A 25,147-nucleotide genomic window follows, 5' to 3' on the forward strand; every position below is an offset into this window, starting at 1 on the left:
CCGGGGGTTGATCTCCCTGCCGGATTGTGGTCTTGGTGCTCCTCCCCCGCCATGCTTGCCACCCCGACCGCCGCCACCGCAACCATCGCCACGCACTTGACCGTGCTCTCCACCGAAGACTGCCCGCTGAGCGCGGCCCATGGGCGCATCCTGCGCGGGCCGGTATCGGCGGATCGTCCGCTGCCCCCCTACAATCGCGTCACCATGGATGGCTATGCGGTCAACAGCGCCGACTGGTCGAGCGATTCGAGCCGGGGCTTGCGGATCACCGGATTTCAAGCCGCCGGTATGATGGCCCAAACCCTCGCGGCCACCGGGCTCGCCATCGAAATAGCCACCGGCGCCGTGCTCCCCATGGGAGCCGACGCAATCGTGCCTTATGAGGAAGTGGAGCGGACCGATGACACCGTGAAACTCGCCGCCACCGCCACGTGTCAACCCGGTCAAAACATCCACCGGCTCGGGTCGGACGTCGCCACCGGCACTGCCCTGATCCCCGCCGGCACCCGCCTCACCGGTGCGGACATCGCCGTGGCCGCGACCGTGGGCGCCGCTCAACTTCGCGTCTCGGCCCGGCCCACGGTCGCCATCATCTCGACCGGCGACGAACTCGTCGAAGTCGACGCCCGCCACGTGGCTCCCCACCAAATCCGCCGCTCCAACGACCACGCCCTCCGCGCCGCGCTGCTGCAAAGCGGACTCACCGCGCGCATCGAACGCTTTCACCTCCGCGACCACCGCACCGAAATCGACGCGTCGCTGCGCCATATCCTGGCCGAGTTCGACGTCGTGATCATCAGCGGTGGCGTTTCCAAGGGAAAACTCGACCACCTCCCGCAGGCGCTGGCCGACCTCGGCGTGACCCAGCACCTGCGTGGCATTGCTCAACGCCCTGGTAAACCGATGTGGTTTGGCACCACTCCGCGCCGCACGCCGGTTTTTGCCCTGCCGGGCAATCCCGTTTCGACCTACACCTGCCTGCATCGCTACGTGCTACCAGCCCTGCGTCACATGGCTGGACAGACACCCGCTCAGCCCGAGACCGCCATTTTGGCCGAAACCTTCAAGTTCCCCCGTCCCCTCGCCTTCATGCTGCCGGTCAAAGTCGGCACGACCGACGACGGACGGAACATCGCCCGCCCCGCCCCGTTCAACACCTCGGGCGATCTGGGGGGATTGCTGGGCACCGACGGGTTCGTCGAACTCCCGGCCGAAACCGACACCTTCGCCGCCGGCACGCCCGTCACCTTATGGCGCTGGACCTGATCGGTTTCGCCCGCTCTGCTCTGCCCATCATGCTCTCCCATTTGGACGACCAAAACCGCCCGCGCATGGTCGACGTCGGGGCCAAAGCGGTGACCGCTCGCCAAGCCCGCGCCCGAGCCCTCGTGCACCTGCCGCCCGCGCTCGCCGCGCTGGTGGCCGACAACGAAATCGTCGGCAAAAAGGGCCCCGTATTCCAAACCGCCAGCCTCGCCGGCACCATGGCGGTCAAGCGCACCAGTGACCTCATCCCGCTGTGTCATCCGTTGCCGATCGAAAAGTGCACCATCGAGCTGCACGCCGGTGCTCCCGCCGCCGACGGCTCGATCGACGTGGAGGTGCTCTGCACCGTGGGGGTCACCGCCAAAACCGGCGTCGAAATGGAAGCCTTGACCGGCGCGACCATCGCCGCACTCACGCTCTACGACATGGGCAAAGCGGTCACGCCCGACATCGTCATCCACGACATCCGGCTCGTGGCTAAAACCGGCGGAAAATCCGACTACCAAGCCCCGATCACTCCGGCATGAAGACCTACCAAATTCGTTACTTCGCCATCCTGCGCGAACAACGCGGCCTCGCCCACGAAACGCGCCCATCCGCCGCCCCCGACGCTCAGGCACTGTATCAGGAACTTCAGGACGAATACGGTTTCACCCTGCCCGTCGACCGACTCCGCGCCGCCATCAACGGTGAATTCGCCGCCTGGCCCGCCCCCCTCGCCGACGGCGACGAAATCGTCTTCATCCCCCCCGTCGCCGGCGGTTAATCGCGATGCCGTTTCGTATCATATCCCAGCCCATCCAGCCCGCCGCGCTCCTTCATCCCCAGGCCGGGGCGTGTGCCACGTTTGAGGGGTGGGTGCGCAATCACAACGAGGGCCAGGCCGTCGACTCCCTCGAATACGAGGCCTTTGCCGAGCTCGCCGAAAAAGAGGGCGAGCGCGTGCTCGCCGAAGCCCGCGAGCGCTTCGACTTACTCGCCGTCGAGGCCGTGCACCGGGTCGGCCATCTGCAAATCGGCGACCTCGCCGTGTGGGTGGGCGTGGCCGCCGCTCACCGCGGACCCGCCTTCGACGCCTGCCGCTACATTATCGACGAGCTCAAGGCCCGGGTGCCGATCTGGAAGAGGGAGCACTACGCTTCCGGCGAAACCACGTGGATCAACTGCGCCACCCGCGGCGATTTTGCCGATAAAACTCCGCCGACCGCCTCGTGATGACACGTTCCGATCGCGCTGAGTTGCCCCTGATTATCTTCGACGTCGACGGCACCCTGGTCGGAGGCGAATCCTACGACTGGTCCGCCTTTGGCGCGGCGTTCGAGGAGGTCTCGGGCACCACTTTCGCTGCCGGTTTTTTTGACAAGCTCACCGAAGTCACAGCCTCCGCCATCGTCCGAGCGGCGTTGCCTCAACTCAACGAAACCGCCTTGGCCCACACCATCATCCGAGTCGCCCACGGTTACGCCCAACGCTTGGCCGTCGACATCGCCGCCCACCCCGCAGCCTTTCAACCCACTCCCGGCGCCCTCGAGCTCCTCCGCGAACTTTCTGCTCGCGGCTACAACTGCGCCATCGCGACCGGCGATTGGTTTGAGTCCATTAAACTCAAACTCAACGCCGCGCAAATTCCCTGGCATCCGCTCCCCATCGCGACCAGCTCGGACCGCCCCACCCGCGCCGAGACGATTGCGCTGGCGGCCGAGCGGTCCGGACGCGCGGTCTCCCAATCCATCTACATCGGAGACGGCACCTGGGATCTCCGCGCCACCCAATCTCTGCGTATTCCCTTCATTGGCGTCGGTGCCAAACACCCTGCGCTCGCATCCGCCGGGGCCGAGCATGTGTTCCCTACCTTGGAGCCCGCCGGGATCTTACCTTTGCTCGACCAGATTCGAGCAAACCGCCGGGTCCCCACCCTCTGACCCCGGCAAACCGTGCGGACTGTTCGACAAAAATCAGGGCGAGTCCGGGATTGAGGCCCACGACGGCAGACCTCAACGTCAGCGCCTTCGAGTGACCCACAACCCCCCTTTGCCGTATGATTTGTTACGTGCCTGCTGAGAGCGAACCCGGTGAACTCCGCGCCGCTCTTACTCCCACCACCACCGCCGCGCTCGTGAAGCTCGGTCTCACTGTCCAAACCGTGGCCGGCATCGGCGCCGCCAGCCGTTATCCAGATGCTGAATACACTGCCGCCGGAGCGACACTGGTCGACGATCCGGCCATCGCCCTCGCCGCCGCCGACTTGGTGCTGCGCGTGCGCAAGCCGTCACCCGCCGATATCGCCACCCTGAAACCCGGGGCCGTGCACCTCAGTTTTCTGGATCCCTTCAACGAGGGTCCGCTACTCGAAGCCTTCGCGGCCGCCAAAGCCAGCGCGGTCAGCCTCGAAATGATTCCGCGCACCACCCTCGCGCAAAAGATGGACGCCCTCAGCTCCCAGGCTTCCCTCGCCGGTTACGCCGCCGTGGTGCAAGCCACCGCCCGGGTGCGCAGCGCTCTGCCCATGATGATGACGCCCGCCGGCACCATCATGCCGTGCCGCGTATTTGTCATCGGAGCAGGCGTCGCTGGCCTCCAGGCCATCGCCACCGCCAAACGTCTCGGCGCGCGCGTCGAAGCCTTCGATACCCGCCCGGTCGTCGAAGAGCAGGTCAAATCCCTCGGCGCCCGCTTCGTTAAAATCGATCTCGGTGACACCGGCCAAACCCAGGGCGGCTACGCCAAACAGCTCACGCCCGAACAGGTCGCCAAACAGCAAGCCGGCATGGCCAAGGTTTGCAGCCAGTCCGACATCGTCATCACCACCGCCAAGGTCTTCGGCCGCAAGGCCCCCCGCATCGTGTCGGCCGAAATGCTCGCCGGCATGAAACCCGGCAGCGTCGTGGTCGACATGGCCCTCGAAAGTGGCGGCAATGTCGAAGGTGCCGTGCCGGGTGAGGACGTCACGACCGCCAACGGCGTCACCATTCTCGGCCACACGTCGCTCGAATGCACCGTCGCGACCCACGCCACCCAGGTGCTGGCGGCCAACTTCACCGCGTGGATCACCCACTTCTGGGACGACGAATCCAAATCACTCAAACTCAACCGCGACGACGAGATCCTCCAAGGCTGCCTCATCACCCACGACGGCGCCATTGTCCACCCACGTTTCGCGCCCGAAACCTCCACCCAATCTTAATCCCACCATCGTTCTCGTTCTCTTAATCGTTCTCGTTCTCGCCCAAACCTAGCTGAACTCGACGGAAACCGGCGAAACCAACGAGTTCCCTCGAGAACGATAAAGAGAACGAGAACGAAGAACGATATCCTCCTCCCCTTCCCGCCCATGGACCTCATGTTTCTCTTTTTCATCTTCGTGCTGGCCGCGTTCTTGGGCTTTGAGCTCATCGCCAAAGTGCCGTCGCAATTGCATACGCCGCTCATGTCGGGCTCCAACGCGATCTCCGGCATCACCATCGTGGGCGCGTTGATCGCCGCCGGTTCCGATGACGGTTCCGTCCTCACCACCGTGCTCGGCACCGCCGCCGTGGCGCTCGCCATGATCAATGTCGTCGGCGGCTACCTCGTCACTGATCGCATGCTCGGCATGTTCAAAAAGAAGACCGTGGCCAAGAAGGAGGACGCCTCCTCATGAACGCCGCCGCCCTCATCAATCTCGCCTACATCGGCGCGTCGATCCTGTTCATCATCGGCCTCAAAATGCTCGGTCGGCAATCGTCGGCTCGTCGCGGCAACCTGCTGTCGTCGCTGGGCATGTTGATCGCCGTGGTCATCACGTTGTTCGACCGGCAGGTCGTGAGTTTCCAATGGATTCTCGTCGGGCTCGGCATCGGCACCGTCATCGGTTTCGCCTGCGCCAAACTCATCAAGATGACGTCGATGCCCGAGATGGTCGCCCTGCTCAACGGCTGCGGTGGTCTTGCCTCGCTGCTCGTGGGCTGGGCCGAATACGGCAAAATCCAAGCGTATGGCTGGGAGCACTACCTCGCATCGTTCGCGGGCAACCCCCTGTTCACCGCGACCGTCATCTTTCTCGCGGTCATCATCGGCGGCATCACCTTCACCGGCTCGCTCTACGCGTTTGGCAAGTTGTCCGGCCGTCTCAGCGGCAAGCCCGTGCTCTTTGGCGGTCAGCAAATCGTCAACGGCGCACTCGTGCTCGCGCTGTTGGGGGCAGGCGCTTTGTTCGTCGCCACTCACGGCGACGGCGTGAACGGCGCTTACGCCTTCTACGCGTTTCTGGCCGTGGCGCTGATTCTCGGCTGGACCCTCGTCATGCCCATCGGCGGCGGTGACATGCCGGTGGTCATCTCGATGTTGAACAGCTTGTCCGGCTTGGCCGCGTGTGCCGCCGGTTTTGTGATCACCAACAACGTGCTCATCGTGGCCGGCTGTCTCGTCGGCACCAGCGGCGTGATCCTCACCATCATCATGTGCAAGGCCATGAACCGCTCGCTCGCCAACGTGCTGTTCTCGGGCTTCGGCGCCGATACCAGCAGCGCGTCCGGCGGCGGTGAGGGCACCATCGAAGGCGAGTTGAAACCCATCTCGGCCGAGGATTCCTACGCCGTGCTCGAAGCCGCCCGCAACGTCGTGATCGTGCCCGGCTACGGCATGGCCGTCTCGCAGGCCCAACACGCCGTGCGCGAACTCGCCGATATGCTGGAGGAGAACGGCGCGGAAGTGAAATTTGCCATCCACCCCGTGGCCGGTCGCATGCCCGGACACATGAACGTGCTGCTCGCCGAAGCCAGCGTGCCCTACGAACAGCTCATCGAAATGGACACCATTAACCCGCAAATGCCGGCCATGGATGTGGCAATCGTCATCGGCGCGAACGACGTGGTGAACCCCGCCGCCGCCCGTGACAAAGCCTCTCCGATTTACGGCATGCCCATCATCAACGCGCACGAAGCGCGCACCGTGATCTGCCTCAAACGCGGCAAGGGCGCGGGCTTCTCGGGTATTGAAAACCAACTCTTCCTCCTGCCCAACACCCGCATGCTCTACGGCGACGCCAAAGGATCCCTCCAAGCCGTCGCCAGCGAATTCAAAGCCGTGGCCGAAGCGTAGTAAGTTGCTCCGTAAAGGGTCGAGGGGCCGACGCTTATCGTCAGAGAGCGGCCATGTCGCCATCGGTGCCACCGCCCAGGGCACGTTTCTACCCTTGGTAGCGAGCGCCGATTCCAGCTGAAAGGAACATAGCCCGAGGCAGGATGCCTCGGTCACCTTTCGCGCACCGCCACCGTGGCCGATGCTTCCAGCTTCGGCTCCGTATTCCCGACTCAATCGAGTCTGCCTTCCAATCACCTGATCCCCGCGTATTTTGCCCGTCCCTGTTGAAATCCCCAGCCTCAATTCACCCTCACCCTCCAGGCTGGTGCCTCCTATTTCCAAAACACACCCTGGCCCGGCTCCCCTTCCCAATCCACGTGAGTTCAAGTTTCTGTTTCTAACCGCTTATCGGAAAGGATTAATAACCTTCAGGCCGTCGTAGTCCTGGCCATGGTTGAGGTCTTCGGAATAAAGGGTGTGACAACCAAGTTCCTGAGCGGCGGCGATGATGGCAGCATCCCAATAGGAGGTTTGAAATCGTTGTCGGATCTCCAGCGCCCGCAGGATGGAGTCAGGGCCGGGTTGCTGGCAGGGATAGGTGAGCAGCTGGCGAACGGTGCGCTCGAGAGCCTGAGGAGGCTGACCCAGACGGGCTTTTTTCAGGCAGGTATTGATGAATTCCTGGACCACTTGAATGGACAGATGAATGTCAGCTTCACCTAGAAGTTCCAATGCCGTGTCCCGCTTGGGCGCATCGGCCGGGTCGACCGAAACCGAATAGACGAAAACATTGGTGTCGAGAAACTCGCTCATACCCCACTTCCCTGCTGGCGGTCGTAGGCTTCCTCGCGGTTGAACTTCCCCACGGGCTCGGTGATGCGGATCTCAGACAAGGCTGCGATGAGCTTGCGAGAGCGCTCTTGGCGCGCGGATTCAGAATCAGGGCCGACATGGCGGATAGCGTATTCCAACCCCTGCACCGCCAGCTCCTTGAGGGTGGTCTTGCGCTGAGCGGCCGTGATCTTCGCACGATGAAGCAAGTCATCAGGCAAATCGATGGTGGTTTTCATGGAGCAATATTTACAGGCATATGGGGATGCGGTCAATAATCTTGACGGGGCTAACTTGGCTTACGCAGCGGATGGAGCTGTCGGCTACCGAACGCTGGCATGAAACCGTTGTGAGCCAGTTGCGCCGCGACGGCGGAGGACAGCGTATCCCACTTGAAACGCACCGCGCCGCCGCGATTTTCGATCAATCGAATAAGTCCCGCGATGAAGGCCACAGCCCGCGATCGGATGAAGTGTGTCTGCGCGAAGTCGAAAACGACTTGAATCTCATCCCGATCAAAATGCTTCCACATCGTGAACAGATCGCGGCAGGTCCGAGCCTGGGCACTAAACGTCGGAACCAAGTAAGTTTCCCAGCCGCGCATAGTCATCGGGTCAGTTGTCCGATGACTCAGCCTTCGCGAAGCGTATTTCACGCTTCACGTCTTCGAGCGAGCAGTTGCACATCCATTTGTCCACGAGCACGAATTTACCGGATTTCTTATGCCGGTCCACGTTGTGGCTGAACGAGGGCTTCGCATCCCGTCTCAGCTCGTCGGGCTTTTCGTGCAGCACGACGAGTCGATTCCCCTGCCGCGCATCCAACCATGCCCAGAGACGGTTATTGATACCTTTGTCCGCGAATCCGTATCCAGAGACGATCAAGAGTTCAGTTTCCTTGAGCCGTTTGTGGAACTGAAACATGAGCTCCAAAAATACCCCGGAACCGTAGGCGAGTTCCTTGTTGGTGGTTCCTGCCAGCATCAACCGATTTTGCGGGGGAAACAAAGCCTCGCCGCCGCGGCCCTTCACGCGATCTCGGTCGTTCGATAAAACCTTCAAGGCGAGGTCGTCGCCCGAATTCGACTTGTAGCGAAACCAGTCAATCGAGCCGTGCAGCTTGAGCAGCTGAACTCGAGCGGAACAGCCGTTGTCGAATGATGTGGGATCAAACTCCGCCACATCCTTCGAGATCGGAACGAAACCGTCCAAAACCTCGTGAGCTGCGAAATGGGCCTCAAGCAACGTGTCATGGTTCAACGACACCACATGCAGAAGTCGCTTGGTATCAGTCGCCAATAACTCATTCAGGAACTGGAGCCCATTGATCGGCTCCCGTGGGGCGAGCTGTCCAGCGACGCACTCTTCAATAAAATCGATGCCCTGCCCCAAAAGCCCGCCCAGGCCCAGCTGGACCGGTTCTTTGAGTGGGTTGTCGAAGCCGTAGTTGGCATTCAGATTTTCCATCATGATTGAGACCTTGGTCCGAAGCTCAAACATCAGCGGCAGCAATCCGGGGTTGTCGTATTCCCCTTTGAGCCCATCGAGAAGCTGGCGGGCGAGAAAGTAAATATCCTCATAATTTGCCTCACCGTTGCCGTGCATCGCGAGGTGCTGACTGATATGGTCTCTTAAAATACGAAGAAGACCCCAGACGGCTTCGATCTCCAGCGGGTAGTTGCCCTCGACTCCGTTCAAGGGATACGGCGCACGTGCTTGATCGCGGTCAAACAACCAATTTTTAGAAAGTAGTGTATCCGTAATTTCAGCCGTCAATGGATAGCCCGACGGCTGAGAAGTTCCCGACCCCAGAAGCAGGGTGGTTTTGGCGAGATCCCATTGAGAAGAGGTCATGACAGGAGCGGATTGAAGCTCAGAGAAGCGGTCCTTAGCTCGCAGGATAGGGAGCGTTGAGCCGACTGAAATCCGTAGCCACATACTGCTGGAACTGAGGTTTGCAGTAGTCCTCTCGTTCGCCGGATTCCTTGTTCTTGCGGTTGCCGTTGAACCAGATTGAGCGTTTGCCCTTGTTTACTCCGTTTTTGTTTTGAGCCGCCTCGGCGATGAATTCTTGCGAGGTCATGATCCAGGTCATGTCCATGCCTTCAGAGTAGAAGATGAACCAGTAGTTGTCGCGGAGCTCGTGGGGGATGGCTGCAAATAGGCCCGCGTTTCTGGCGACAACTGTTCTGGATCGGGCCTTGATTTGCACGGTGGTGAAGGTGCCGTCGAGCCGACGAATCACGGCGTCAATGGCGTCGTCATCCACCAACGGGAGATAGACATCCAAACCCTCCTTGAGCATGCGACCGACGATCCAGTGCTCCATGCGTTTGCCGAAGCCGGCACTGTGGCGGAAGGTTTTAGTCATGAGGGAGACTAATTTCGGGATTGTTGAGTTTTTGAATCCTCTTGTTGCCGGTAGAACAAACACGGTAACCTTTTTGCTAGGATTCGAGGGGTCGCAGGGCGCTTTCAACCGCTGGCTTGGAGCAATTCAAGTTATGCCACAGTCGCTTCGGTGGCCTTTGGCAGAGTTTTGTCGCTGCTTCTCGGCCCCTCGGATCCACCATTTCCATTTCGCTCAGGTTTGTAATACGCTGATCGCAAGACGACTCGCCTCATCACTTCCTGGGAGAGCATTGCCTTACTCGCCCACATTTTGGGAAATCGGATTTCTTCGATTAGCCGGATGACAACGACGACGTTATTGAGCTTTGGGCATCCCATAGGCTTCGTCGGTTTGCCTAAAACAACTTGACCGCCTCGATACTTGAGTAAGTGCTCTATCGAGCGGTATTGGTAATTTCCGCTTTCCCAATACTCACTCGCAATAATCGCTTGATCATCGGGGAAACGACTCAATATTGTCGTGAGATAGGGAATTAGACTTAAGCTGCGTTCTTTGTAGATAACGCTGCGACCCGCACGAAACATATGTTTCCACGCAAGACGAGTTAGTTGAACTGGACCAAGCGTCGGGGTGATCACTGCTTTTAAGGCACCTGATTTATAAACTGATCGAGCCCGCTTTCTTCTGCATTTCGGCTCTCCCGTTATTTTTGAAATAATCAGGCCTTTAGCTCCGCTCCCACTAGCATTCGGCACCGCCATGCACCGTGCTAGATCAAATCGAGTGGCGGGTGTTAAGCAATGGTGCCTCCCGTAAAATTTGTCACTCGGTTTTAATCTGGGATGTATGTAGGCCCAGAAGACATCATTACCATCCCGATCAACCCATAAAATACAAATGGAATGCGAGGTTCGATGGCAGGCCTCGATCGCAAGTTTTTTGATTCTTAAACAATCGTTCGTATACTCACCATAGGATGACCCCGACTTCACCTGGACTAATATCAAAATCTTCTCTTTTTCAATCACCATCTTCTTTATAGTCTCCTCTCCTCTCTTGTAACTCTTTTCCTTTGCTTGTTCCATCCATGGATGCTCAAAATTTATGAGAAGATCAATTTTGCAATTATCCATCGCTCGTGAACCCCAGCTCACTTCTCCCCGACACGCTGTAATAAACCTAGCCGCTGCAAAGGTCTCTGCATCACCACCATTAACGCTGTTTTCTAGAACTGTCTGAAGCGGCGCTGTGATTGGCTTCGTGGCCAGAAGTCGATACTGCCCTTTTGGGATGCTCATTTGGTGGATTCTCCAACCGTCACTTGGCCGTTCATGAGCATAGGGAGGAGCCAGTCGCGGAGTTGGGTGAGCTCTTCGTTTTCTTGCTCTTTGCACGCAGTGGCTTGGATGACCGGTGCGGCAAATTCGGTGAACCGTTTTCGAATTTCTACATCAGGCACGACTAAATTCAACTTTTCTAAATAAGTTTTACTCAGTTCAACTTGCCCGGTCGACCCCACGGCTGCTGCTTCGATCACAGGTTGAAGCCGTAGCATAGACCAAGCAAGGTAGGTTGGTGATACTAGACTCTGATTGGCTCTTACTATGGTCACGTGGGAGTCCACTGTAGTTTTCACATCGACTAGTCGTTTTACAAACGCAACGCGTCCGAGAGTGCCAACGCCGGTCGAATTCACGACCACATCCAAATATTGGAGTAGTCTTTCATGAGTTTGCTCTAGCTCACAACCGTGTCGCCTGGCATCATCGAACTGAATGCTTTGATTTCTGATACATTTTTGGTTCAGAACTGAAATCCCACCATATTCGACATACTTAGGTGAGACGCCTCTCCTAATTACACTGGTCAATTGTTGTAGTGTTTCGACAGTCCAGCCTTCCGGAATTTGGCGGTTGAGGGTCGGGTTCTGGACCATTTTTCCGCCGGAGGATTTGTAGGGTTTGCCTTCGAGGTCGGGGCGGCCGAGGGACGCCGCTTGCGCCGCCGTCATCGGGAAATCGAACTGCACAAACCAATAGTCATAGAGCAACTTCGCCATCGCCTCCAACTCGGCGTTGATCTGGTTATTTAATTCGATCTTAGCGTCGAGAGAGCAGAGAATATTCGCTATTTTTGTTTGCTCCGAAAGCGAATCAGGAATGCTGATTTCGAACCCTTTGATGTCGCCAGAATTGAGGTTCTTGCGGACACCAGATGAAAGGCGGCGCAGATTGGCGTATTGGTTCTTCAAACAGTAATAAACAAACTCAGGGGCGGCTTTATTTTTATCTAGGACAATATTGCAACACGCCTGATTCGTGGTCATCGGCCGCTTAAGTAAAGATACATTTCCTCGCGTTTTGCCTTCACCATACATGGCGATCGAAAGCGTATCCGCGGGATTCACCTTTATGCCTGTTTCTTGCAGAGCTTTTTCAGTGATTCTTTCGTTGGTTTCGAAAATCAGTCGCTCACCCAGTTGCTCTGTCTTTAGCCATGGAATCGTTCCGTTAGTCCAGAAGTCGAGATTACTTCGCAATGGCGTAATGCCGCTCGAAACACGCGTAGAAATTGAGCCGATAGAACGCTTTTTCACAATCTAATCTCACTAAGGGTTTTCTCGATTTCAGATTCCAATTTGCGAGCGCTAGAAAACAGGTCGTGCAGTCGCGACCTATGGGCAGTCAGCTGCTGCTTAAATTGGGCACTGGAGATGTCGGTGTATTCGACCTGCACCTCAAAATACTGCCCGGCGCTCAGCGAGTAATTCTTGCTCGCAATCTCGTCATAGGCGACGGCGACGGCTAAATCTTCGACGGTCTTTTTGGCCTTAAACGCCTGGATGATTTTGTCCTCTTCTTCGGTGGAGAGCACAGTCTTCTGGTTCTTCCCGTCCTTTACCTTGGTGCCGAGCTTCGATGCGTCGACGAGGATAACGTCACCGTCGTTCGACGCATCGAGAAAGAGAATGGAGACGTTGGTGCCGGTGGTCGCGAAGATGTTGCTCGGCATGGAAACCACGCCACCGAGCATCTTGTTTTCCACGAGATGTTGGCGGATCTTTTTATCGATGCCGGACTGCGCGGTGATGAAACCCGTGGGCACGACCACGGCCGCTTTGCCGTGTTCGCTGAGCGAATGAATGATGTGCTGCAGGAAGAGCAGGTAGATCGCCATCGAGTCCTTTTTCTTGGTGGGCACTTTGGGGATGCCGGCGAAGAAGCGCTGATGGTTGGCTTTGGTTTCGAGGTCGGACCGGAAGTCGCTGAAATCGAGTTTAAAGGGCGGGTTGGAAACGATGTAGTCGAATTTCTTGAGGGCGCCGTTCTCGCGGTGCTCGGGGTGCAGGATAGTGTTTCCCTGCACAATGTTGGGGATGGAGTGGACGAGGTTGTTGAGGATGAGGTTGAGCCGCAGCAGTCCGGAGGACTTTTGGGAAATGTCCTGCGAATAGAGGGCGCATTTCTCTTCGCCGATTTTGTGGGCGAGGTTCATGAGCAGGGTGCCCGATCCGGCGGAAGGGTCGTAGCAGGAGACGCTCTGGCGCTCCTGAGTCATTAGGCACGCGGCCATGATTTTCGCCACGGCGTGCGGGGTGTAATACTCGGCATATTTGCCGCCGCCGTCTTTGTTGTAATCCTTGATGAGGTATTCGAAGAGCGTGGCAAAGAAGTCGAATTTCTCGGCAAAGATCTGCTCAAAGCTGAAGCCCATGAGCTTGTTGATCAGGGCGCGGGCAAACTCATTGCGCTTCGAGGATACGTAGTCGGTGATCGCATCGAAGAGGACGACCTTGGTCTTATCATCGGTGGTGACGGAGAAGACGTCGGTATTGAGCGCGGCGATATCCAGCAGTGTGGTGTCGAGGATCTTCGCGAAGCCGTCCTCGTTTTGGCGGCCGTAGAGTGTGGCCAGGAAATGTTCGGGCCGGAGCTGGGCGGTGCTACCGCCGAGCTGGGCAAGGAGCATCTCGTAGTCGTCGGCCGAATAGGCGCGCAGGGCGTCTTCCCATGACTTGGCCTTTCCCAGCTTGGGGTCGATGCGCTTGGCCTCGTAGGCAAACTTATCGTTGAGGAACTTATAGAGAAAGATCTGGGTGATGATCTTGAACTCGTTGCCGTCATTGCCGAGGCCGTGATTGGCGCAGACGGCTTTAAGGTCGTCGATGAGGGTTTTGGCCTGGGTTTCGAAGGAGCGGGAAGCGGTCATGCAGGGATTTTACCGTGAAATTCGTCGAGGTATTCTTTCAAGATCAGGCCATTGAGAGCTTTCAAGCTCGTGGCATCGAGGGAGAAGCCACGCGCGGCGTTGAATTGTTGGGCGACGAGACGGAGTAACTCTTTTTCGGTGTAAGCCGGATTGTTGAGCAGTTGGGCGTTTTGGAGAATCTTGGCGTCGGCCTGAGCCTTGAAGGCGGTGAGGGCCTCGAACAGCTTGCGCTCGCTGGTGTTGAGGTCGCCCTTTTCCATGAGCCGCTTGTGGATACGGGCATATTTGGCGTCGTGGGCGTATTTGGCGCGTAGGAGCTGGTTTTTGCGCTCGAGTTCGCGGGCTTGGGCATGGATGGCGTTGAGCGCCTCAATGTTGGCCGACATCTCGTCCTGGGTAATCTCGCTGAGCTTCTTTTTCCTAAAGAGGCGTTCGAGCTCGTCCTTGAGAGAGACGAACACCGGGTCGCGCGGGTCGAAGTTGCCGAGCAGGACTTCACGGGTCTTGCGCAGGATCTCCTTCAACTCGTCGGCAATGCGCAGCTCGTCCTCGGAAATCTTGCGGAAGGTGAAGAGCACGCTCTCGAGGGCGACGTTGAGGATGCTGGTATTGTCGTGGCCGTCTTCGAGCGCGATCTTCTGATTGAGCAGGTTGAGGTGGTTCTGCGCCTCGGTGGCGAGCTGATTGACTTTTTTGAAGTCGAGGGATTCGAGCAGTTCGTAGCGACCGGAAAGCCGGATGACGTTGTAAAGCTCGCGGGCGGTGTTGAGCGCCTTGACAATGGCGAGCATCTGGCCGCGATCCTGAATCTGCGTGATCTGCTGGGAGAAGATTTCCGCGTTGAGGGTGTCGAACTCCCAGAGCGCGTCTTTGATGGTATCGATGTCGGCCTCGATTTCCGCCTTGGTTTTAAAGAGATCGGAGTAGTGCTCCATCTCGTCACCCAGCTCGCTCTGCAGCTCCTTGAAGTAGGCTTGGTTGGTCTTCTCGAACTCGGTGGTGATGTCGGCAAAATCGACCACGTAGCCGTAGCGAAAGGATTTATAGGTGCGGTTAACGCGAGTGAGCGCCTGCAGGAGATTGTGCGCCTTGATGAGCCGACCGAGATAGAGCTTTTTGAGTCGGCGTGAATCGAAGCCCGTCAGGAGCATGTTATAGACGAAGAGCAGGTCGATTTTGCCCTCTTTGAAGTCTTCGACCTGTTGTTTGCGCGAGTCCTTGGTGCCGACGTCGTGGAGGATGAGAGCGGCGGTCTTGACGGCGCGTTGGTGTTTTTTCTGCGCTCCGTAGGAGCCGGGGTCTTCGGCGGCTTGAAGGGGCTCCTCATGCAGCTGCGCAGGTGCGAACGGAATGGTCGAACCGGGCGCCGTTTGCGCGGGAGGATATTTCGCGACGAAAATCTCGTGCATCTTTTTGGCCTGGGCGGATGAGTCGCAGATCACCATGGCCCCGATGCCGGTATCGTCGTGCATCAGGCGAGCGGCCTCAAAGTCGCTGACGATATAATCCAGCATAGGCTCGACGAATTTCTCGTGTGAGTAGACGAACTCCCGGTTGCCGCTGCCCCGGAGGATTTCGATTTCCTCCATAGTCTTGGCGAGCTGGAGTTTATACTCGGTTTCGATCTCCTCGCGGATGAGGCGAAGCGTGTAGCCGTCTTTGATCGAGGCGTTGTAGTAGTATTTGTGGATGTAGTCGCCGAAGAGCTTTTTGGAGTTGAAGTCGTCACCGAGTAGCGGGGTGCCGGTGAGCCCAATCTTGATAGCGTGGGGATCGGACTCGGTGAGATTGGCGAGGAAACTGCCCGTGGGATTGTAGCTGCGATGGACTTCGTCGAGGAAGTAGATGCGCTGGAGACGGATATCGTAATCCGAGGCGGAGACGACGCTGGGGTCGTCGGCAAACTTCTGAATGTTGACGACAGTGATCTCCAGTTTCCCGGAGTCGTTGTGGATGGCCTGGGTCGATTTGATGTCCCGCGCAAACTCGTCCCTTGAGTCGACCTCGTGGACCATGAGACCACGATTGCGGAATTCTCGAGCGGCTTGGATGAGTAGATCTATGCGGTCGACGATGAAATAGAATTTGGGGATAACGCCCTTGCCCTGATAGTAGTCGGTGAGGTGCTTGACGTTATAGAAAGCCAGGGCCGTCTTGCCGCTGCCCTGAGTGTGCCAGATGATCCCTTTTCGCGTGCCGCTCTCAATCTTGGTTTCGATGGCATGCGTCGCGAAAATCTGCGGGTAACGCATGATGTGCTTCTCGAAGCCATTCTGATCGCGGACGAAGGCGAAGCCATAGCGAAGGAGAAACGCGAGACGCGACCTGCAGAAGAGCGAGGTGCTGAGGCGGTTGGTCGGCGAATCGGGATTGCAGTTGGTGGCGTATTCGGGCGCGTGCTTGAGCGATTGGAGGTTGTTGTCCGTCAGAACCAAGTTCTCGGTCGCGGAATCCAAGGGCGGCAGCGCTGGCAGAGCGGATTGGTTCTCTTCGCGAAAGTAGTTAAAACTTGGGTTTTCGTAGTCGGTTGAGGCGTAGAATGCTCCCTCGATCGGCTCATGGGATTCATCATCATACTCCATGTTGTTGGAGAACATCATCAGTTGCGTGATATTGACGAAGCGGCGGAATTTCGGGTTCTGGCAGCGCACCGCGATGCGATTGCGCTCGGCCAGGATGCCCTCCCGGTTGTTCGGTTTTTTAACCTCAATGAAGACCAGCGGCATGCCGTTGACCAAAAGCGTAATGTCGGGGCGGAATTCCTCATCCCCGTTAATGCAGGGCAGCTCGGTAACGACTTGAAAACAGTTCCGATCGAAGTTCTCGAAATCGACGAGCTTAATTCCCGTGGTGCTGAGTAGACGCTCGTGGAAGGCTTTGCCCAAATCCTCGTTATCCAAAAGCAAAGAAGTCTCCTGAAGCGTGCGATCAATGTCTTCGGAGACGGCGTCCGGATTGATCCGGAGAAGCGCCGTCTTAAAGACACTTGGAAAGATGTTGGAGCTCGCGTCCCACGTCGCCCCCTTCAGCGAAACATACGAATACCCCAGCCGCGTGAGGTGGAGAATAGCGGGAATTTTGACTCTAGAGTCTTCGTTAAAGGCCACGGAATTATTCTAGAAAGGGAACACGGCAGTCCCACCAAGTGAGGCGGGGAACATCAACGGATAGGGGCAGTTTTCACAGCGGGCCAGCGCCGGGAAAACCGCTGTGGTTAAACGGCATGCGCGACTCCGTGTAAAGCGTGGCGAGCGGCGGAGTCGCTTCGACGTTTCCCCAGGACTAAAATCTTCGGCCCGATTTTTAACTACGCACGGTCGTTATTTAAAATTGGAGGCATTTTTTAACTTAGCCTTCCCCACCCGCCCGTGACTCTCTTGGGACCGATTCACTCGAAGTCGTTGGTGAGGCCACCGGCGGCGGCGTTCATGTTGAGGCGGATGGACTCGAGGTTTTCGCGGACCAGTTCGCCCATCGACGCGCACTTCAGGTAGGCGTCGCGTTTGAAATACTCGGCCAGCTGGCCGCGCAGTTGCTCCAAATGCTCCGGCCGCGAGATGCGGTCGGTTGACATCGCGACGAGCAGTTCGCCGAGCTTCGCCTCGGTGAGCGCCGCCCGGTGCAGGATGGCCACGCGTTCCTCGCGTTGATACTGCTGCGCCGTTTCCACGCGCAGGTGCTTCATGCAAAACAGCGCCAGCGACCGGTTCTCTTTGAAAAACTGCGGCCGGTAAAAATTGAGCCGGCCTTCGTAGCTTTGCTGATCGAAATCCATGGCGCGGATACGCAGCTGCGAGCCTTCGAAGTCCGGTGTCACCACCATCACAAAATTGTAGGCGCGCATGTCACCGAGCAATCGCACGAAGCAGCGTTCGTTGAACTTCACCAACTCCTTGGCCACCCGCACGGGTTTCAGGTCGTCGCGCTTGAGCCATTTTTCGATGAACACATCGCCGGGCACGCCCGCCACATGCTCTTCCACGAGCGTGCCGCCGTGGGTGAAATAGTTCATGCGATTGGGCGACAGCAGATGCTCCAACTCCAAGCCGTAAACGCGGGAGGCATCACCGCGCTTGATGTAAAAATAGTCGGCATTGTCGTTGTAGGCATTGACGATGCGGATGCGGAACGGCGCCGAGTTGCCGAACGAACAATAGTCGATCCGGTCGACGTAGAGATGTTGCATGACGCTGATGTCGCCATCCGTGCGCAGCAACGCGTAGACCCGCTTGAGGTCTTCCTGCAGCGGACTCATCTCCAGTCGCGAGTAGATCACACTGTCCCACAAGGTCGGCTCACCGTTGGCATCGGGCAACGGGCACGATTCCTCAAAAGCCCGCAGTCGTTCGTAACTGATCGGCAGCTTTCGTTCGCGCCGATTGGTGCGCAAATACGTCCGCAGCTGATCCGAAATGGGGAAGCTCGGCTTCTTTAATTGGTGGTAACCATCCTCGGCCATATCCCCAAACTGTTGCATTGGGCGCGGTCGGCGCAACGTCTGAGCCCCATTCTGGCCCCGCCAGTGCCAAAGAATTGTTAAAAACGGGGCATCAACCCGATTTGACCTCGTCGGCGTTCAAGGGGAGACTTATGGCACGATCATGCTAGTTCTGGCCATGACCACAATGGAGAAGCTCCAACAGGTGCCGCAGCGTTTCTGGGTAAACGTGCTGCTGGTGATTGGGGGCGGCATCCTTGCGCTCATCCTCGTGCGTCACGCGGCCCGCATGAACCGCATGGTTTTGGGCACGATCATCGCCGTGTTTATCTGCACGGTTTGCTTCCAGTGGATCTACGAACGCAACGAACCTCGCGCGCTGACGCCCCTCATCAACACCATCGCGCCCCTGCTGCCGAGCAAAGGCTCATTCGGTAATTATTGAAACCACGTCACCGCGGCGTTCCCCGGCCGCCGCCGCTTCATCGTAATGATGAAACAACTGCGCTGATTTCGCAGTCGTCTTTCTGCGGGCAACTCCCCAACGTTCGAGGCTGCGTATGCCCAAAGAACACTCCGACATTGGACTCATCGGCCTTGCCGTAATGGGTCAAAATCTCGCCCTCAACATCGCCGACCACGGCTTCCAGATCTCCGTCTTCAATCGCACGACGGCCAAGACGGACGCCTTTGTCGCCGCTAATTCCGACACGCCGGGCGGCCTCGTCGGCGCCCCGACGTTGGAAGCCTTCGTCGCCTCGCTCGCGAAGCCGCGCAAGATGATCATCCTGGTCCAGGCCGGTCGCGCGACCGACGCCGTGATCGACGGACTCATCCCGTTGCTGGACCAGGACGACATCATCATCGACGGTGGCAACGCCCTCTGGACCGACACCATCCGTCGCGAAAAAGAGCTCAAGGCCAAGGGCCTGCGCTTCATCGGCTCCGGTGTTTCCGGCGGTGAAGAAGGTGCCCGCTTCGGTCCGTCCCTCATGCCCGGTGGCGAAAAGGGAGCCTGGAACGAGCTCAAGCCCATCTGGCGCGCCATCGCCGCCAAGGTCGACAAGGTCACCGGCAAGCCCCTCGAAGGCGCCGTGGCCGGCAAGCCCGTCAAGGGCGGCGTGCCCTGCACCACCTACATCGGCGAAAACGGCGCCGGCCACTACGTCAAGATGGTCCACAACGGCATCGAGTATGGCGACATGCAGATGATCTGTGAGGCCTACGATCTCATGAAGGGCCTGCTCGGCCTCAAGCCCAAGGAAATGGGCGAGATCTTCGCCGAGTGGAACAAGGGTGCGCTCGACTCCTTCCTCGTCGAAATCACCGCCGACATTCTCCAGCAAAAAGACCCGGCCTCCCGCAAGGCCTTCGTCGACGTCGTCCTCGACACCGCCGGCCAAAAAGGCACCGGCAAATGGACCAGCGTCAACGCCCTCGACATGGGTGTCGCCGCGCCGACGATTGCCGAATCCGTTTTCTCCCGCTGCCTCTCCGCGCAAAAGGACGAACGTGTCGCCGCCTCCAAGCTCCTCAAAGGGCCGAAGAAGAAATTCAAGGGCTCAAAGAAAGCGCTCATCGAAGCCATTCACGACGCCCTCTACTGCTCCAAGATCTGTTCCTACGCCCAAGGCTTCCAGCTCATGCGCGAGGCTCAAAAGGAATACGGCTGGAAGCTCAACTTCGGCCAGATCGCCCAGATCTTCCGCGGCGGTTGCATCATCCGCGCGGCCTTCCTGCAAAAGATCACCGAGGCTTACGCCCGCGACAAGAAGTTGGCCAACCTCCTCCTCGATCCCTACTTCAACAAGACGATCCAGGCGGCTCAGGAAAAGTGGCGCAAAGTCGTGGCCCTCGCCGCCGAATACGGCGTGCCCGCTCCGACCTTCGCGTCCTCCCTCGCCTACTACGATGGTTACCGCAGCGCCCGCCTCCCGGCCAACCTGCTCCAAGCCCAGCGCGACTACTTCGGTGCCCACACCTACGAGCGCGTCGACCGCCCCCGCGGCGAGTTCTTCCACATCGACTGGCCCGACAAGACCCGCCCGCAAATCAAAGCGTAAGCGAATCACGCGTCGCTCCTCGTAAGCTTTCTCGTTCGCGAGAACCCCGCCGCACTCCTCCCGGAGTGCGGCTTTTTTGTGCATTGCTGCGCACATCCTGCCATCCCTCCGCTGGAGTCTTGATGGAAGGTGCCGGGCCCGGTTGAATCCCGCCGGCAAACGCCCCGTTACCCCTCCTCTCCCCCGCATGCGCCGCCCCGACCTACGCTCCCCGCGAACCTGGTTACTCGCCGGAGGCACCTACTATGTTCTCATCGCCGCGTGCATCGGGATCGCCGGCGGTTTGGGCTCCTTTACTTTCGGCTACGGCAAGGGCGCGAGCTACTTGAGCAACAACCCGACGACGTGCGTCAACTGCCACATCATGGAGCCCTACTATGACACGTGGCAGAACTCGAGTCACCACCACGTCGCCGTCTGCAACGACTGTCACCTCTCTCACCACCCGATCGGGAAATGGATCACCAAAGCCGACAACGGCTTCTTCCACTCCCTCGCCTTCACCCTCGATAACTTCGACGAACCCATCCGCATCAAACCCCGCAACCGGCGGGTCACTCAGGCCGCGTGCGTCAGCTGCCACGTCGACACCGTGCATCAGATGTTTCCCGCCACCCCCCAACAGGACATGCTCATGTGTGTGAGCTGTCATAGTGACGTGGGCCACGCCCACCGCTGAAGAACCACCGCCCCTCCTCCGCCATGTCCGCTCCTTCGATTCCCCCGACCCCTTCCCCGCATCGCCGTCGGCGCTTCACCCTGCCCGTCGTCGTCATGATCGGCACGGCCGTCGTCACGTTCGGCATCGCCGCCGTGCTCATCACCATCTTCGAACACCAACAGGAAGCGCGCACCCCCTTCGTGCGATTGGCGGAGGTATCCGAAACCTCCACCGACCCCGAACCCTGGGGCATGAATTGGCCGTATCAATACGACACCTACAAACGCACCGTCGACAGCGAGCACACCGAACACGGCGGTTCATCAGCCATGTCCCAAAGCAAACTCGACGCGCAACCCTGGCTCAAACGGCTCTACGCCGGTTACGCCTTCAGCATCGATTACCGGGAACTGCGCGGTCACGCCTACATGTTGCACGACCAAGAGGTCACCGAACGCGTGACCAAACGCACCCAGAGCGGCGCTTGTCTGCATTGCCACGCCTCCATCGCCCCCACCTACCGTCGTCTCGGACTGGAGTCCTTCGGCCAAGACGCTTCACCCGCTGCGCTCGCCGCCGATTTCAATTGGCCCGCCGTCATGGAAGGCTTCCGCGTCGCCAGCACCATGGACTACACGACCGCGCACGCCGAGTTACTCAAAACTCCCGACACCGCGCCCACGCCGGGACACGCCACCGACCCGACTGATCCGCACGCCCTTTCCGAGGCTCACCCCGTCAGTTGCATCGATTGCCACGATCCCAAGACCATGCAGCTGCGCATCACGCGCCCCGGTTTCGTCAATGGCATCGCCGCCCTCGCGCGCAGCGCCGACCCCGTGCCCCACCTGCCCAGCGTCGAGCGCTGGCGGCGCGGCAACCGCAAGCAACCCTACGACCCCAACATCGACGCCAGCCGCCGCGAAATGCGCAGCTTCGTCTGCGGCCAATGCCACGTGGAATACTACTGCGCGTCAAAGGAGACTTTGTTCTTCCCGTGGGAAAACGGCCTCAAGGCCGAGCAAATCGAAACGACCTACGACAACCATAGCTTCCCCGACGGCACCGCCTTTTTTGACTACAAACACGGCGAAACCGGCGCACCCACCTACAAGGCGCAACACCCCGAATTCGAACTCTGGAGCCAAGGCATTCACGCCCGCAGCGGCGTGAGCTGCACCGACTGCCACATGCCCTACGAACGCCAGGGCGCCATGAAAGTGAGCAGCCACTGGGTGCGTAGCCCGATGCTCAACCTCAACAACTCCTGCCAAACCTGCCACAACGTCGACGCCGACGAACTCGTTGAAAAAGTCGCCACGATCCAAAACCGCACCCGCTCCCTCATCGAACGAGCGGCGGCGGCGATGACCCAGATGATCGATGCCATCCGCGAAGCCCAGGCCGCCGGCATTTCCAATCAGGACCTGAAGACCCTGCATGAATTGCAACGCAAAGCCATGTGGCGGCTCGACTTCATCAGCAGCGAAAATTCCGCCGGTTTCCACGCCGACCAGGAAGCCGCCCGCATCCTGGCGGAGTCCATCGACTACAGCCGCCAAGCCCAGGTCCTCGCCGTAATCCTGCGCGCCCCCGCCGCCCCCACCGTCGACGCTCCCACCACCGGCGTGCAAGGCGTCACCCCCACCGAACGCCCCAAGGATATTTAAACTCCGGGCCTAGCGCTGCAAGGCGTCCTTCGTGAGTTCGACGAAGCGATCGAGAAAATCGGCGCGGGCGATGCGAGCATGTTCCACCGGGACGGGGCGTAGCCGCAACTTCCCGCGGATCTTGGCATCCAGCCCGCTTGCGCCCACCACTTCTTCCGGCGACGCCGCGCATTTGAACAGGGTCGCATCACCGGCATACTCCCGGGGTCGATACGTCTCGAATGCGGCCATGCACTGATGAAACATCACATCGTCGCGACCGAAGCACCGTCGCAATGACTCCATCCGTCGCTTCCGCGGCGAAAGCCATTGGTAGGGGTGTTTGAGCTGTTCCTGTGTCAACGGCGACACCTTCATCAGAGCGCGCCAGTTGCCCACCGCGATCGTCTCGCCGTATTTGCGCCGAAACTTTCCCCACATTCGCCTCAGCACTTGTCCTTTGGTTTCGCGCGCCACGGCCTGAAAAACAATGGGGTCCCACAGCACAAGCTTCTCCACTACATCGCCAGCCGCCATCAATCGCCGCGCGACCTCAAACGCCACCAGCGCGCCGAACGAATATCCGACCAGGCTGTAGGGTCCGCCCGGTTGTATGCGTCGGATCTGTCGAATGATCTCCTCCGCGAGTTCTTCCACCCGGTTCAGCGGACGCTCCCCTTCCTTCCAACCCGGGTAATAGAGCGTGTCCCAATAGGCTTGCTCCGGCGCCAACGCCGCTCCCAACGCGGCCTGATAATGGTCGGGGCCCAACATCCCGGGCATTTGAAAAACAGACGTCCCAACGGGTGAAGACGCCGCCTCGGCGGCGGGGTCCCGTTCCGACAACATCCGGGCCATGGCGGCCGGAGTCGGAGAACGATGGATACACGCCACGGGTATGGGACGTCCCCACCGTTTTTCGATGCTCAGTGCCAAATTCAAACCCATCAGGGAATCGCCGCCGTGCTCAAAAAAATCATCCTGTGGGCCCAACGTTTCAAATCCCAACACGTCGCGCCACAGCGTGAGCAGCTCCGCCTCCAACGGTGACGCCGCCACCTCTCGCGGGGTTCCTGTCCCCGGGGTGATGCTGGTTCGCAGCGACCGTCGATCGACCTTGCCGTTGGGCGTGAGCGGCAAACGGGTCACCACCTCCAGGAGGGCCGGCACCGCGTGTTCCGGCAAGCGTTGCAACAGCCACGGTCGCACGGCCTTCACCCAACTCGCTTCACGGTCACCGGTCAGCACCACCGCGGCCGCAAGTTGCCGCGTCTCTCCATGCTCACGCACAAATACGGCGGCATCGCGAATTCCGTCCATCTGCCGCAGCATCACTTCGATCTCGCCGGGCTCGATGCGAAACCCGCGCAACTTGATCTGATCATCCCGCCGCCCCAGATACTCGATGTTGCCGTTGGGCAACACCCGGCAAAGATCACCCGTGCGATAAAATCGTTCCTGGCTTTGATCCGGCAGGACATGCCCGCCAAATCGCTCCGCCGTCAGTTCCGGGCGCCGCCAATATTCCCGCGCCAAGCCGAGTCCGCCCAAGCACAATTCCCCCGCTTGGCCCACTGGCACCACTTGCATCGCCTCGTCCACGATCACGGCCGTCGTATTGTTCAAGGGGATACCGATCGGCACGGTTGCACAGCCCCACGCCTCCGGCGCTCCGATCCGATACGTGCACGCGAAGGTCGTGCATTCCGTGGGCCCGTAGCCATTCACCAACACCGTGTCGGGCAACAGCTCCCGGGCTCGGCGGGTGTGGTGCGGCGAGTGGGCTTCGCCCCCGATCAACAAGGTCCGCAACGGCGCCAGCAACTGCGGCTGATGGTCGATGAATTGATTGAACAATCCCGTGGTGAGAAAGGCGCAGGTCACGCGCTGCTCGCGGATCAACCGCTGCAATCGAGCGGCTTCCGGCCAGCGGTCGGGCATGATCACGCAACACGCCCCGTTCAGGAGCGGTCCCCACAGTTCGAAGATAATCGCGTCGAACGAGGGCGATGCGATCGCCAGAAAACGTTCCCCCGGATAAAAGGGCGCATAGTCCTGCCCGATCACCAATCGCACCACGCCGCGCTGCGTCAGCGCCACCCCCTTGGCCCGGCCGGTCGACCCGGAGGTATAGATGATGTAGGCGAGATGATGCCCCTCCAATTTCACCCCGGGATTCCCCTCCGCCTGGTCCGCCCACGCCGGTGCCGGATCGTCGAGCGTCCATATCGCTCGATCAGCCGACTCGGGTAGCGACGCCCGCAAATGCCCCTGCGTGAGCACGACCGTCGGGGCGGTGTCGGCCAACACAAACTCCAGACGCTCCCGCGGAAAATCCGCATCGAGCGGCACATACACGCCTCCCGCTTTCAAGATGCCGAGTTGTCCCACCACCATCTCGATCGAGCGCTCCACGCAAATCGCCACCGTCGTGTCCGGCTGCACGCCGTGCGCAATCAGGTGATGCGCCAGTCGATTCGCCCGTCGATTGAGTTCGCCGTAAGACACCTCGCGTCCGTCGCAAACCACCGCCACCGCATCGGGCCAAGCCCGCACGCAGGCCTCAAAAGCCTCCGGAATCGTGGCAAACGGCAGCGGCACCTGACGGACGATCCAA

23 protein-coding genes are annotated in these 25,147 nt (G+C 59.2%); 12 read left to right on the top strand and 11 right to left on the bottom strand.

Annotated features, from left to right (window positions below):
• The first annotated feature begins 51 nt into the window (after window positions 1-51).
• From PXH66_RS17670 to PXH66_RS17705, 8 genes are all read left to right on the top strand, one after another.
• A complete protein-coding gene (locus PXH66_RS17670) occupies window positions 52-1,266 on the top strand; it encodes a molybdopterin molybdotransferase MoeA (RefSeq protein ID WP_330931164.1) in 1,215 nt (404 codons plus the stop codon).
• The gene (moaC, locus tag PXH66_RS17675; protein ID WP_345781746.1) at window positions 1,251-1,793 is read left to right on the top strand and encodes a cyclic pyranopterin monophosphate synthase MoaC; all 543 of its coding nucleotides are present in this window, start codon (window positions 1,251-1,253) and stop codon (window positions 1,791-1,793) included. Before PXH66_RS17670 ends, moaC begins: the two co-directional genes overlap by 16 nt.
• Window positions 1,790-2,032, top strand: a complete 243-nt coding sequence (locus PXH66_RS17680) for a MoaD/ThiS family protein (protein ID WP_330931163.1) — start codon at window positions 1,790-1,792, stop codon at window positions 2,030-2,032. Before moaC ends, PXH66_RS17680 begins: the two co-directional genes overlap by 4 nt.
• A gap of 5 nt (window positions 2,033-2,037) precedes the next feature.
• Window positions 2,038-2,481 carry a molybdenum cofactor biosynthesis protein MoaE gene (locus tag PXH66_RS17685; RefSeq protein WP_330931162.1) on the top strand — a complete coding sequence of 148 codons (444 nt, stop codon included), beginning with the start codon at window positions 2,038-2,040 and terminating at the stop codon, window positions 2,479-2,481.
• Window positions 2,481-3,188: an HAD family hydrolase gene (locus tag PXH66_RS17690; protein WP_330931161.1), complete on the top strand. Its 708-nt coding sequence runs from the start codon at window positions 2,481-2,483 to the stop codon at window positions 3,186-3,188. Before PXH66_RS17685 ends, PXH66_RS17690 begins: the two co-directional genes overlap by 1 nt.
• A 116-nt stretch (window positions 3,189-3,304) precedes the next feature.
• Window positions 3,305-4,450: an NAD(P) transhydrogenase subunit alpha gene (locus PXH66_RS17695; protein ID WP_330931160.1), complete on the top strand. Its 1,146-nt coding sequence runs from the start codon at window positions 3,305-3,307 to the stop codon at window positions 4,448-4,450.
• A 147-nt stretch (window positions 4,451-4,597) separates the two neighbouring features.
• Window positions 4,598-4,906, top strand: a complete 309-nt coding sequence (locus PXH66_RS17700) for an NAD(P) transhydrogenase subunit alpha part 2 (protein WP_330931159.1) — start codon at window positions 4,598-4,600, stop codon at window positions 4,904-4,906.
• On the top strand, window positions 4,903-6,345 hold the full coding sequence (locus PXH66_RS17705) for an NAD(P)(+) transhydrogenase (Re/Si-specific) subunit beta (protein ID WP_330931158.1): 1,443 nt from the start codon (window positions 4,903-4,905) through the stop codon (window positions 6,343-6,345). The genes PXH66_RS17700 and PXH66_RS17705 overlap by 4 nt, the downstream gene beginning before the upstream one ends.
• A 387-nt stretch (window positions 6,346-6,732) precedes the next feature.
• Here PXH66_RS17705 and PXH66_RS17710 read toward each other — a convergent pair whose 3' ends face one another.
• The 10 genes from PXH66_RS17710 to PXH66_RS17755 form a co-directional block, all read right to left on the bottom strand.
• Window positions 6,733-7,140: a PIN domain-containing protein gene (locus tag PXH66_RS17710; protein ID WP_330931157.1), complete on the bottom strand. Its 408-nt coding sequence runs from the start codon at window positions 7,138-7,140 to the stop codon at window positions 6,733-6,735.
• Entirely contained in the window at window positions 7,137-7,397 is a 261-nt protein-coding gene (locus PXH66_RS17715) for a hypothetical protein (RefSeq protein WP_330931156.1), read from the bottom strand. Before PXH66_RS17715 ends, PXH66_RS17710 begins: the two co-directional genes overlap by 4 nt.
• 50 nt (window positions 7,398-7,447) lie before the next feature.
• A complete protein-coding gene (locus PXH66_RS17720) occupies window positions 7,448-7,741 on the bottom strand; it encodes a hypothetical protein (protein ID WP_330932089.1) in 294 nt (97 codons plus the stop codon).
• Window positions 7,742-7,772: 31 nt separating this feature from the next.
• Window positions 7,773-9,011 (bottom strand): SIR2 family protein, encoded by a 1,239-nt coding sequence (locus PXH66_RS17725; RefSeq protein ID WP_330931154.1) that lies wholly within the window; start codon window positions 9,009-9,011, stop codon window positions 7,773-7,775.
• 34 nt (window positions 9,012-9,045) lie between these two features.
• Window positions 9,046-9,528 (bottom strand): hypothetical protein, encoded by a 483-nt coding sequence (locus PXH66_RS17730; protein ID WP_330931153.1) that lies wholly within the window; start codon window positions 9,526-9,528, stop codon window positions 9,046-9,048.
• A gap of 131 nt (window positions 9,529-9,659) precedes the next feature.
• A complete protein-coding gene (locus PXH66_RS17735) occupies window positions 9,660-10,808 on the bottom strand; it encodes a hypothetical protein (protein ID WP_330931152.1) in 1,149 nt (382 codons plus the stop codon).
• Complete coding sequence (locus PXH66_RS17740; protein ID WP_330931151.1) at window positions 10,805-12,106, bottom strand: restriction endonuclease subunit S; 1,302 nt, start codon at window positions 12,104-12,106, stop codon at window positions 10,805-10,807. The genes PXH66_RS17735 and PXH66_RS17740 overlap by 4 nt, the downstream gene beginning before the upstream one ends.
• Complete coding sequence (locus tag PXH66_RS17745; protein WP_330931150.1) at window positions 12,103-13,719, bottom strand: HsdM family class I SAM-dependent methyltransferase; 1,617 nt, start codon at window positions 13,717-13,719, stop codon at window positions 12,103-12,105. The genes PXH66_RS17740 and PXH66_RS17745 overlap by 4 nt, the downstream gene beginning before the upstream one ends.
• Window positions 13,716-16,826, bottom strand: coding sequence for a type I restriction endonuclease subunit R (locus PXH66_RS17750; RefSeq protein WP_330931149.1), 3,111 nt, complete (start codon window positions 16,824-16,826; stop codon window positions 13,716-13,718). Before PXH66_RS17750 ends, PXH66_RS17745 begins: the two co-directional genes overlap by 4 nt.
• Before the next feature lie 281 nt (window positions 16,827-17,107).
• The gene (locus PXH66_RS17755; RefSeq protein ID WP_330932090.1) at window positions 17,108-18,178 is read right to left on the bottom strand and encodes a hypothetical protein; all 1,071 of its coding nucleotides are present in this window, start codon (window positions 18,176-18,178) and stop codon (window positions 17,108-17,110) included.
• 157 nt (window positions 18,179-18,335) lie between these two features.
• Between PXH66_RS17755 and PXH66_RS17760 the strand changes: the two genes are divergently transcribed.
• The 4 genes from PXH66_RS17760 to PXH66_RS17775 all read left to right on the top strand — a co-directional run bounded on the left by PXH66_RS17760 (window position 18,336) and on the right by PXH66_RS17775 (window position 22,551).
• Window positions 18,336-18,602: a hypothetical protein gene (locus PXH66_RS17760; protein WP_330932091.1), complete on the top strand. Its 267-nt coding sequence runs from the start codon at window positions 18,336-18,338 to the stop codon at window positions 18,600-18,602.
• A 115-nt stretch (window positions 18,603-18,717) separates the two neighbouring features.
• Entirely contained in the window at window positions 18,718-20,220 is a 1,503-nt protein-coding gene (gndA, locus tag PXH66_RS17765; RefSeq protein WP_330931146.1) for an NADP-dependent phosphogluconate dehydrogenase, read from the top strand.
• Window positions 20,221-20,407: 187 nt separating this feature from the next.
• The gene (nrfH, locus tag PXH66_RS17770) at window positions 20,408-20,899 is read left to right on the top strand and encodes a cytochrome c nitrite reductase small subunit (protein WP_330931145.1); all 492 of its coding nucleotides are present in this window, start codon (window positions 20,408-20,410) and stop codon (window positions 20,897-20,899) included.
• A 23-nt stretch (window positions 20,900-20,922) separates the two neighbouring features.
• Entirely contained in the window at window positions 20,923-22,551 is a 1,629-nt protein-coding gene (locus PXH66_RS17775; RefSeq protein ID WP_330931144.1) for an ammonia-forming cytochrome c nitrite reductase subunit c552, read from the top strand.
• A 9-nt stretch (window positions 22,552-22,560) separates the two neighbouring features.
• On the opposite strand, the gene PXH66_RS17780 is transcribed toward PXH66_RS17775, so the two are convergent.
• Entirely contained in the window at window positions 22,561-25,131 is a 2,571-nt protein-coding gene (locus PXH66_RS17780) for a non-ribosomal peptide synthetase (RefSeq protein WP_330932092.1), read from the bottom strand.
• Window positions 25,132-25,147: the final 16 nt, after the last annotated feature.

The organism is Synoicihabitans lomoniglobus (assembly GCF_029023725.1).
Lineage (GTDB): Bacteria > Verrucomicrobiota > Verrucomicrobiia > Opitutales > Opitutaceae > Actomonas > Actomonas lomonigloba.

Coding starts and splice junctions, on each gene's coding strand:
- PXH66_RS17670 (WP_330931164.1), top strand. CDS start 52: ATGCTTGCCACCCCGACCGCCGCCACCGCAACCATCGCCACGCACTTG.
- moaC (WP_345781746.1), top strand. CDS start 1,251: ATGGCGCTGGACCTGATCGGTTTCGCCCGCTCTGCTCTGCCCATCATG.
- PXH66_RS17680 (WP_330931163.1), top strand. CDS start 1,790: ATGAAGACCTACCAAATTCGTTACTTCGCCATCCTGCGCGAACAACGC.
- PXH66_RS17685 (WP_330931162.1), top strand. CDS start 2,038: ATGCCGTTTCGTATCATATCCCAGCCCATCCAGCCCGCCGCGCTCCTT.
- PXH66_RS17690 (WP_330931161.1), top strand. CDS start 2,481: ATGACACGTTCCGATCGCGCTGAGTTGCCCCTGATTATCTTCGACGTC.
- PXH66_RS17695 (WP_330931160.1), top strand. CDS start 3,305: ATGATTTGTTACGTGCCTGCTGAGAGCGAACCCGGTGAACTCCGCGCC.
- PXH66_RS17700 (WP_330931159.1), top strand. CDS start 4,598: ATGGACCTCATGTTTCTCTTTTTCATCTTCGTGCTGGCCGCGTTCTTG.
- PXH66_RS17705 (WP_330931158.1), top strand. CDS start 4,903: ATGAACGCCGCCGCCCTCATCAATCTCGCCTACATCGGCGCGTCGATC.
- PXH66_RS17710 (WP_330931157.1), bottom strand. CDS start 7,140: ATGAGCGAGTTTCTCGACACCAATGTTTTCGTCTATTCGGTTTCGGTC.
- PXH66_RS17715 (WP_330931156.1), bottom strand. CDS start 7,397: ATGAAAACCACCATCGATTTGCCTGATGACTTGCTTCATCGTGCGAAG.
- PXH66_RS17725 (WP_330931154.1), bottom strand. CDS start 9,011: ATGACCTCTTCTCAATGGGATCTCGCCAAAACCACCCTGCTTCTGGGG.
- PXH66_RS17730 (WP_330931153.1), bottom strand. CDS start 9,528: ATGACTAAAACCTTCCGCCACAGTGCCGGCTTCGGCAAACGCATGGAG.
- PXH66_RS17735 (WP_330931152.1), bottom strand. CDS start 10,808: ATGAGCATCCCAAAAGGGCAGTATCGACTTCTGGCCACGAAGCCAATC.
- PXH66_RS17745 (WP_330931150.1), bottom strand. CDS start 13,719: ATGACCGCTTCCCGCTCCTTCGAAACCCAGGCCAAAACCCTCATCGAC.
- PXH66_RS17755 (WP_330932090.1), bottom strand. CDS start 18,178: ATGGCCGAGGATGGTTACCACCAATTAAAGAAGCCGAGCTTCCCCATT.
- PXH66_RS17760 (WP_330932091.1), top strand. CDS start 18,336: ATGACCACAATGGAGAAGCTCCAACAGGTGCCGCAGCGTTTCTGGGTA.
- gndA (WP_330931146.1), top strand. CDS start 18,718: ATGCCCAAAGAACACTCCGACATTGGACTCATCGGCCTTGCCGTAATG.
- nrfH (WP_330931145.1), top strand. CDS start 20,408: ATGCGCCGCCCCGACCTACGCTCCCCGCGAACCTGGTTACTCGCCGGA.
- PXH66_RS17775 (WP_330931144.1), top strand. CDS start 20,923: ATGTCCGCTCCTTCGATTCCCCCGACCCCTTCCCCGCATCGCCGTCGG.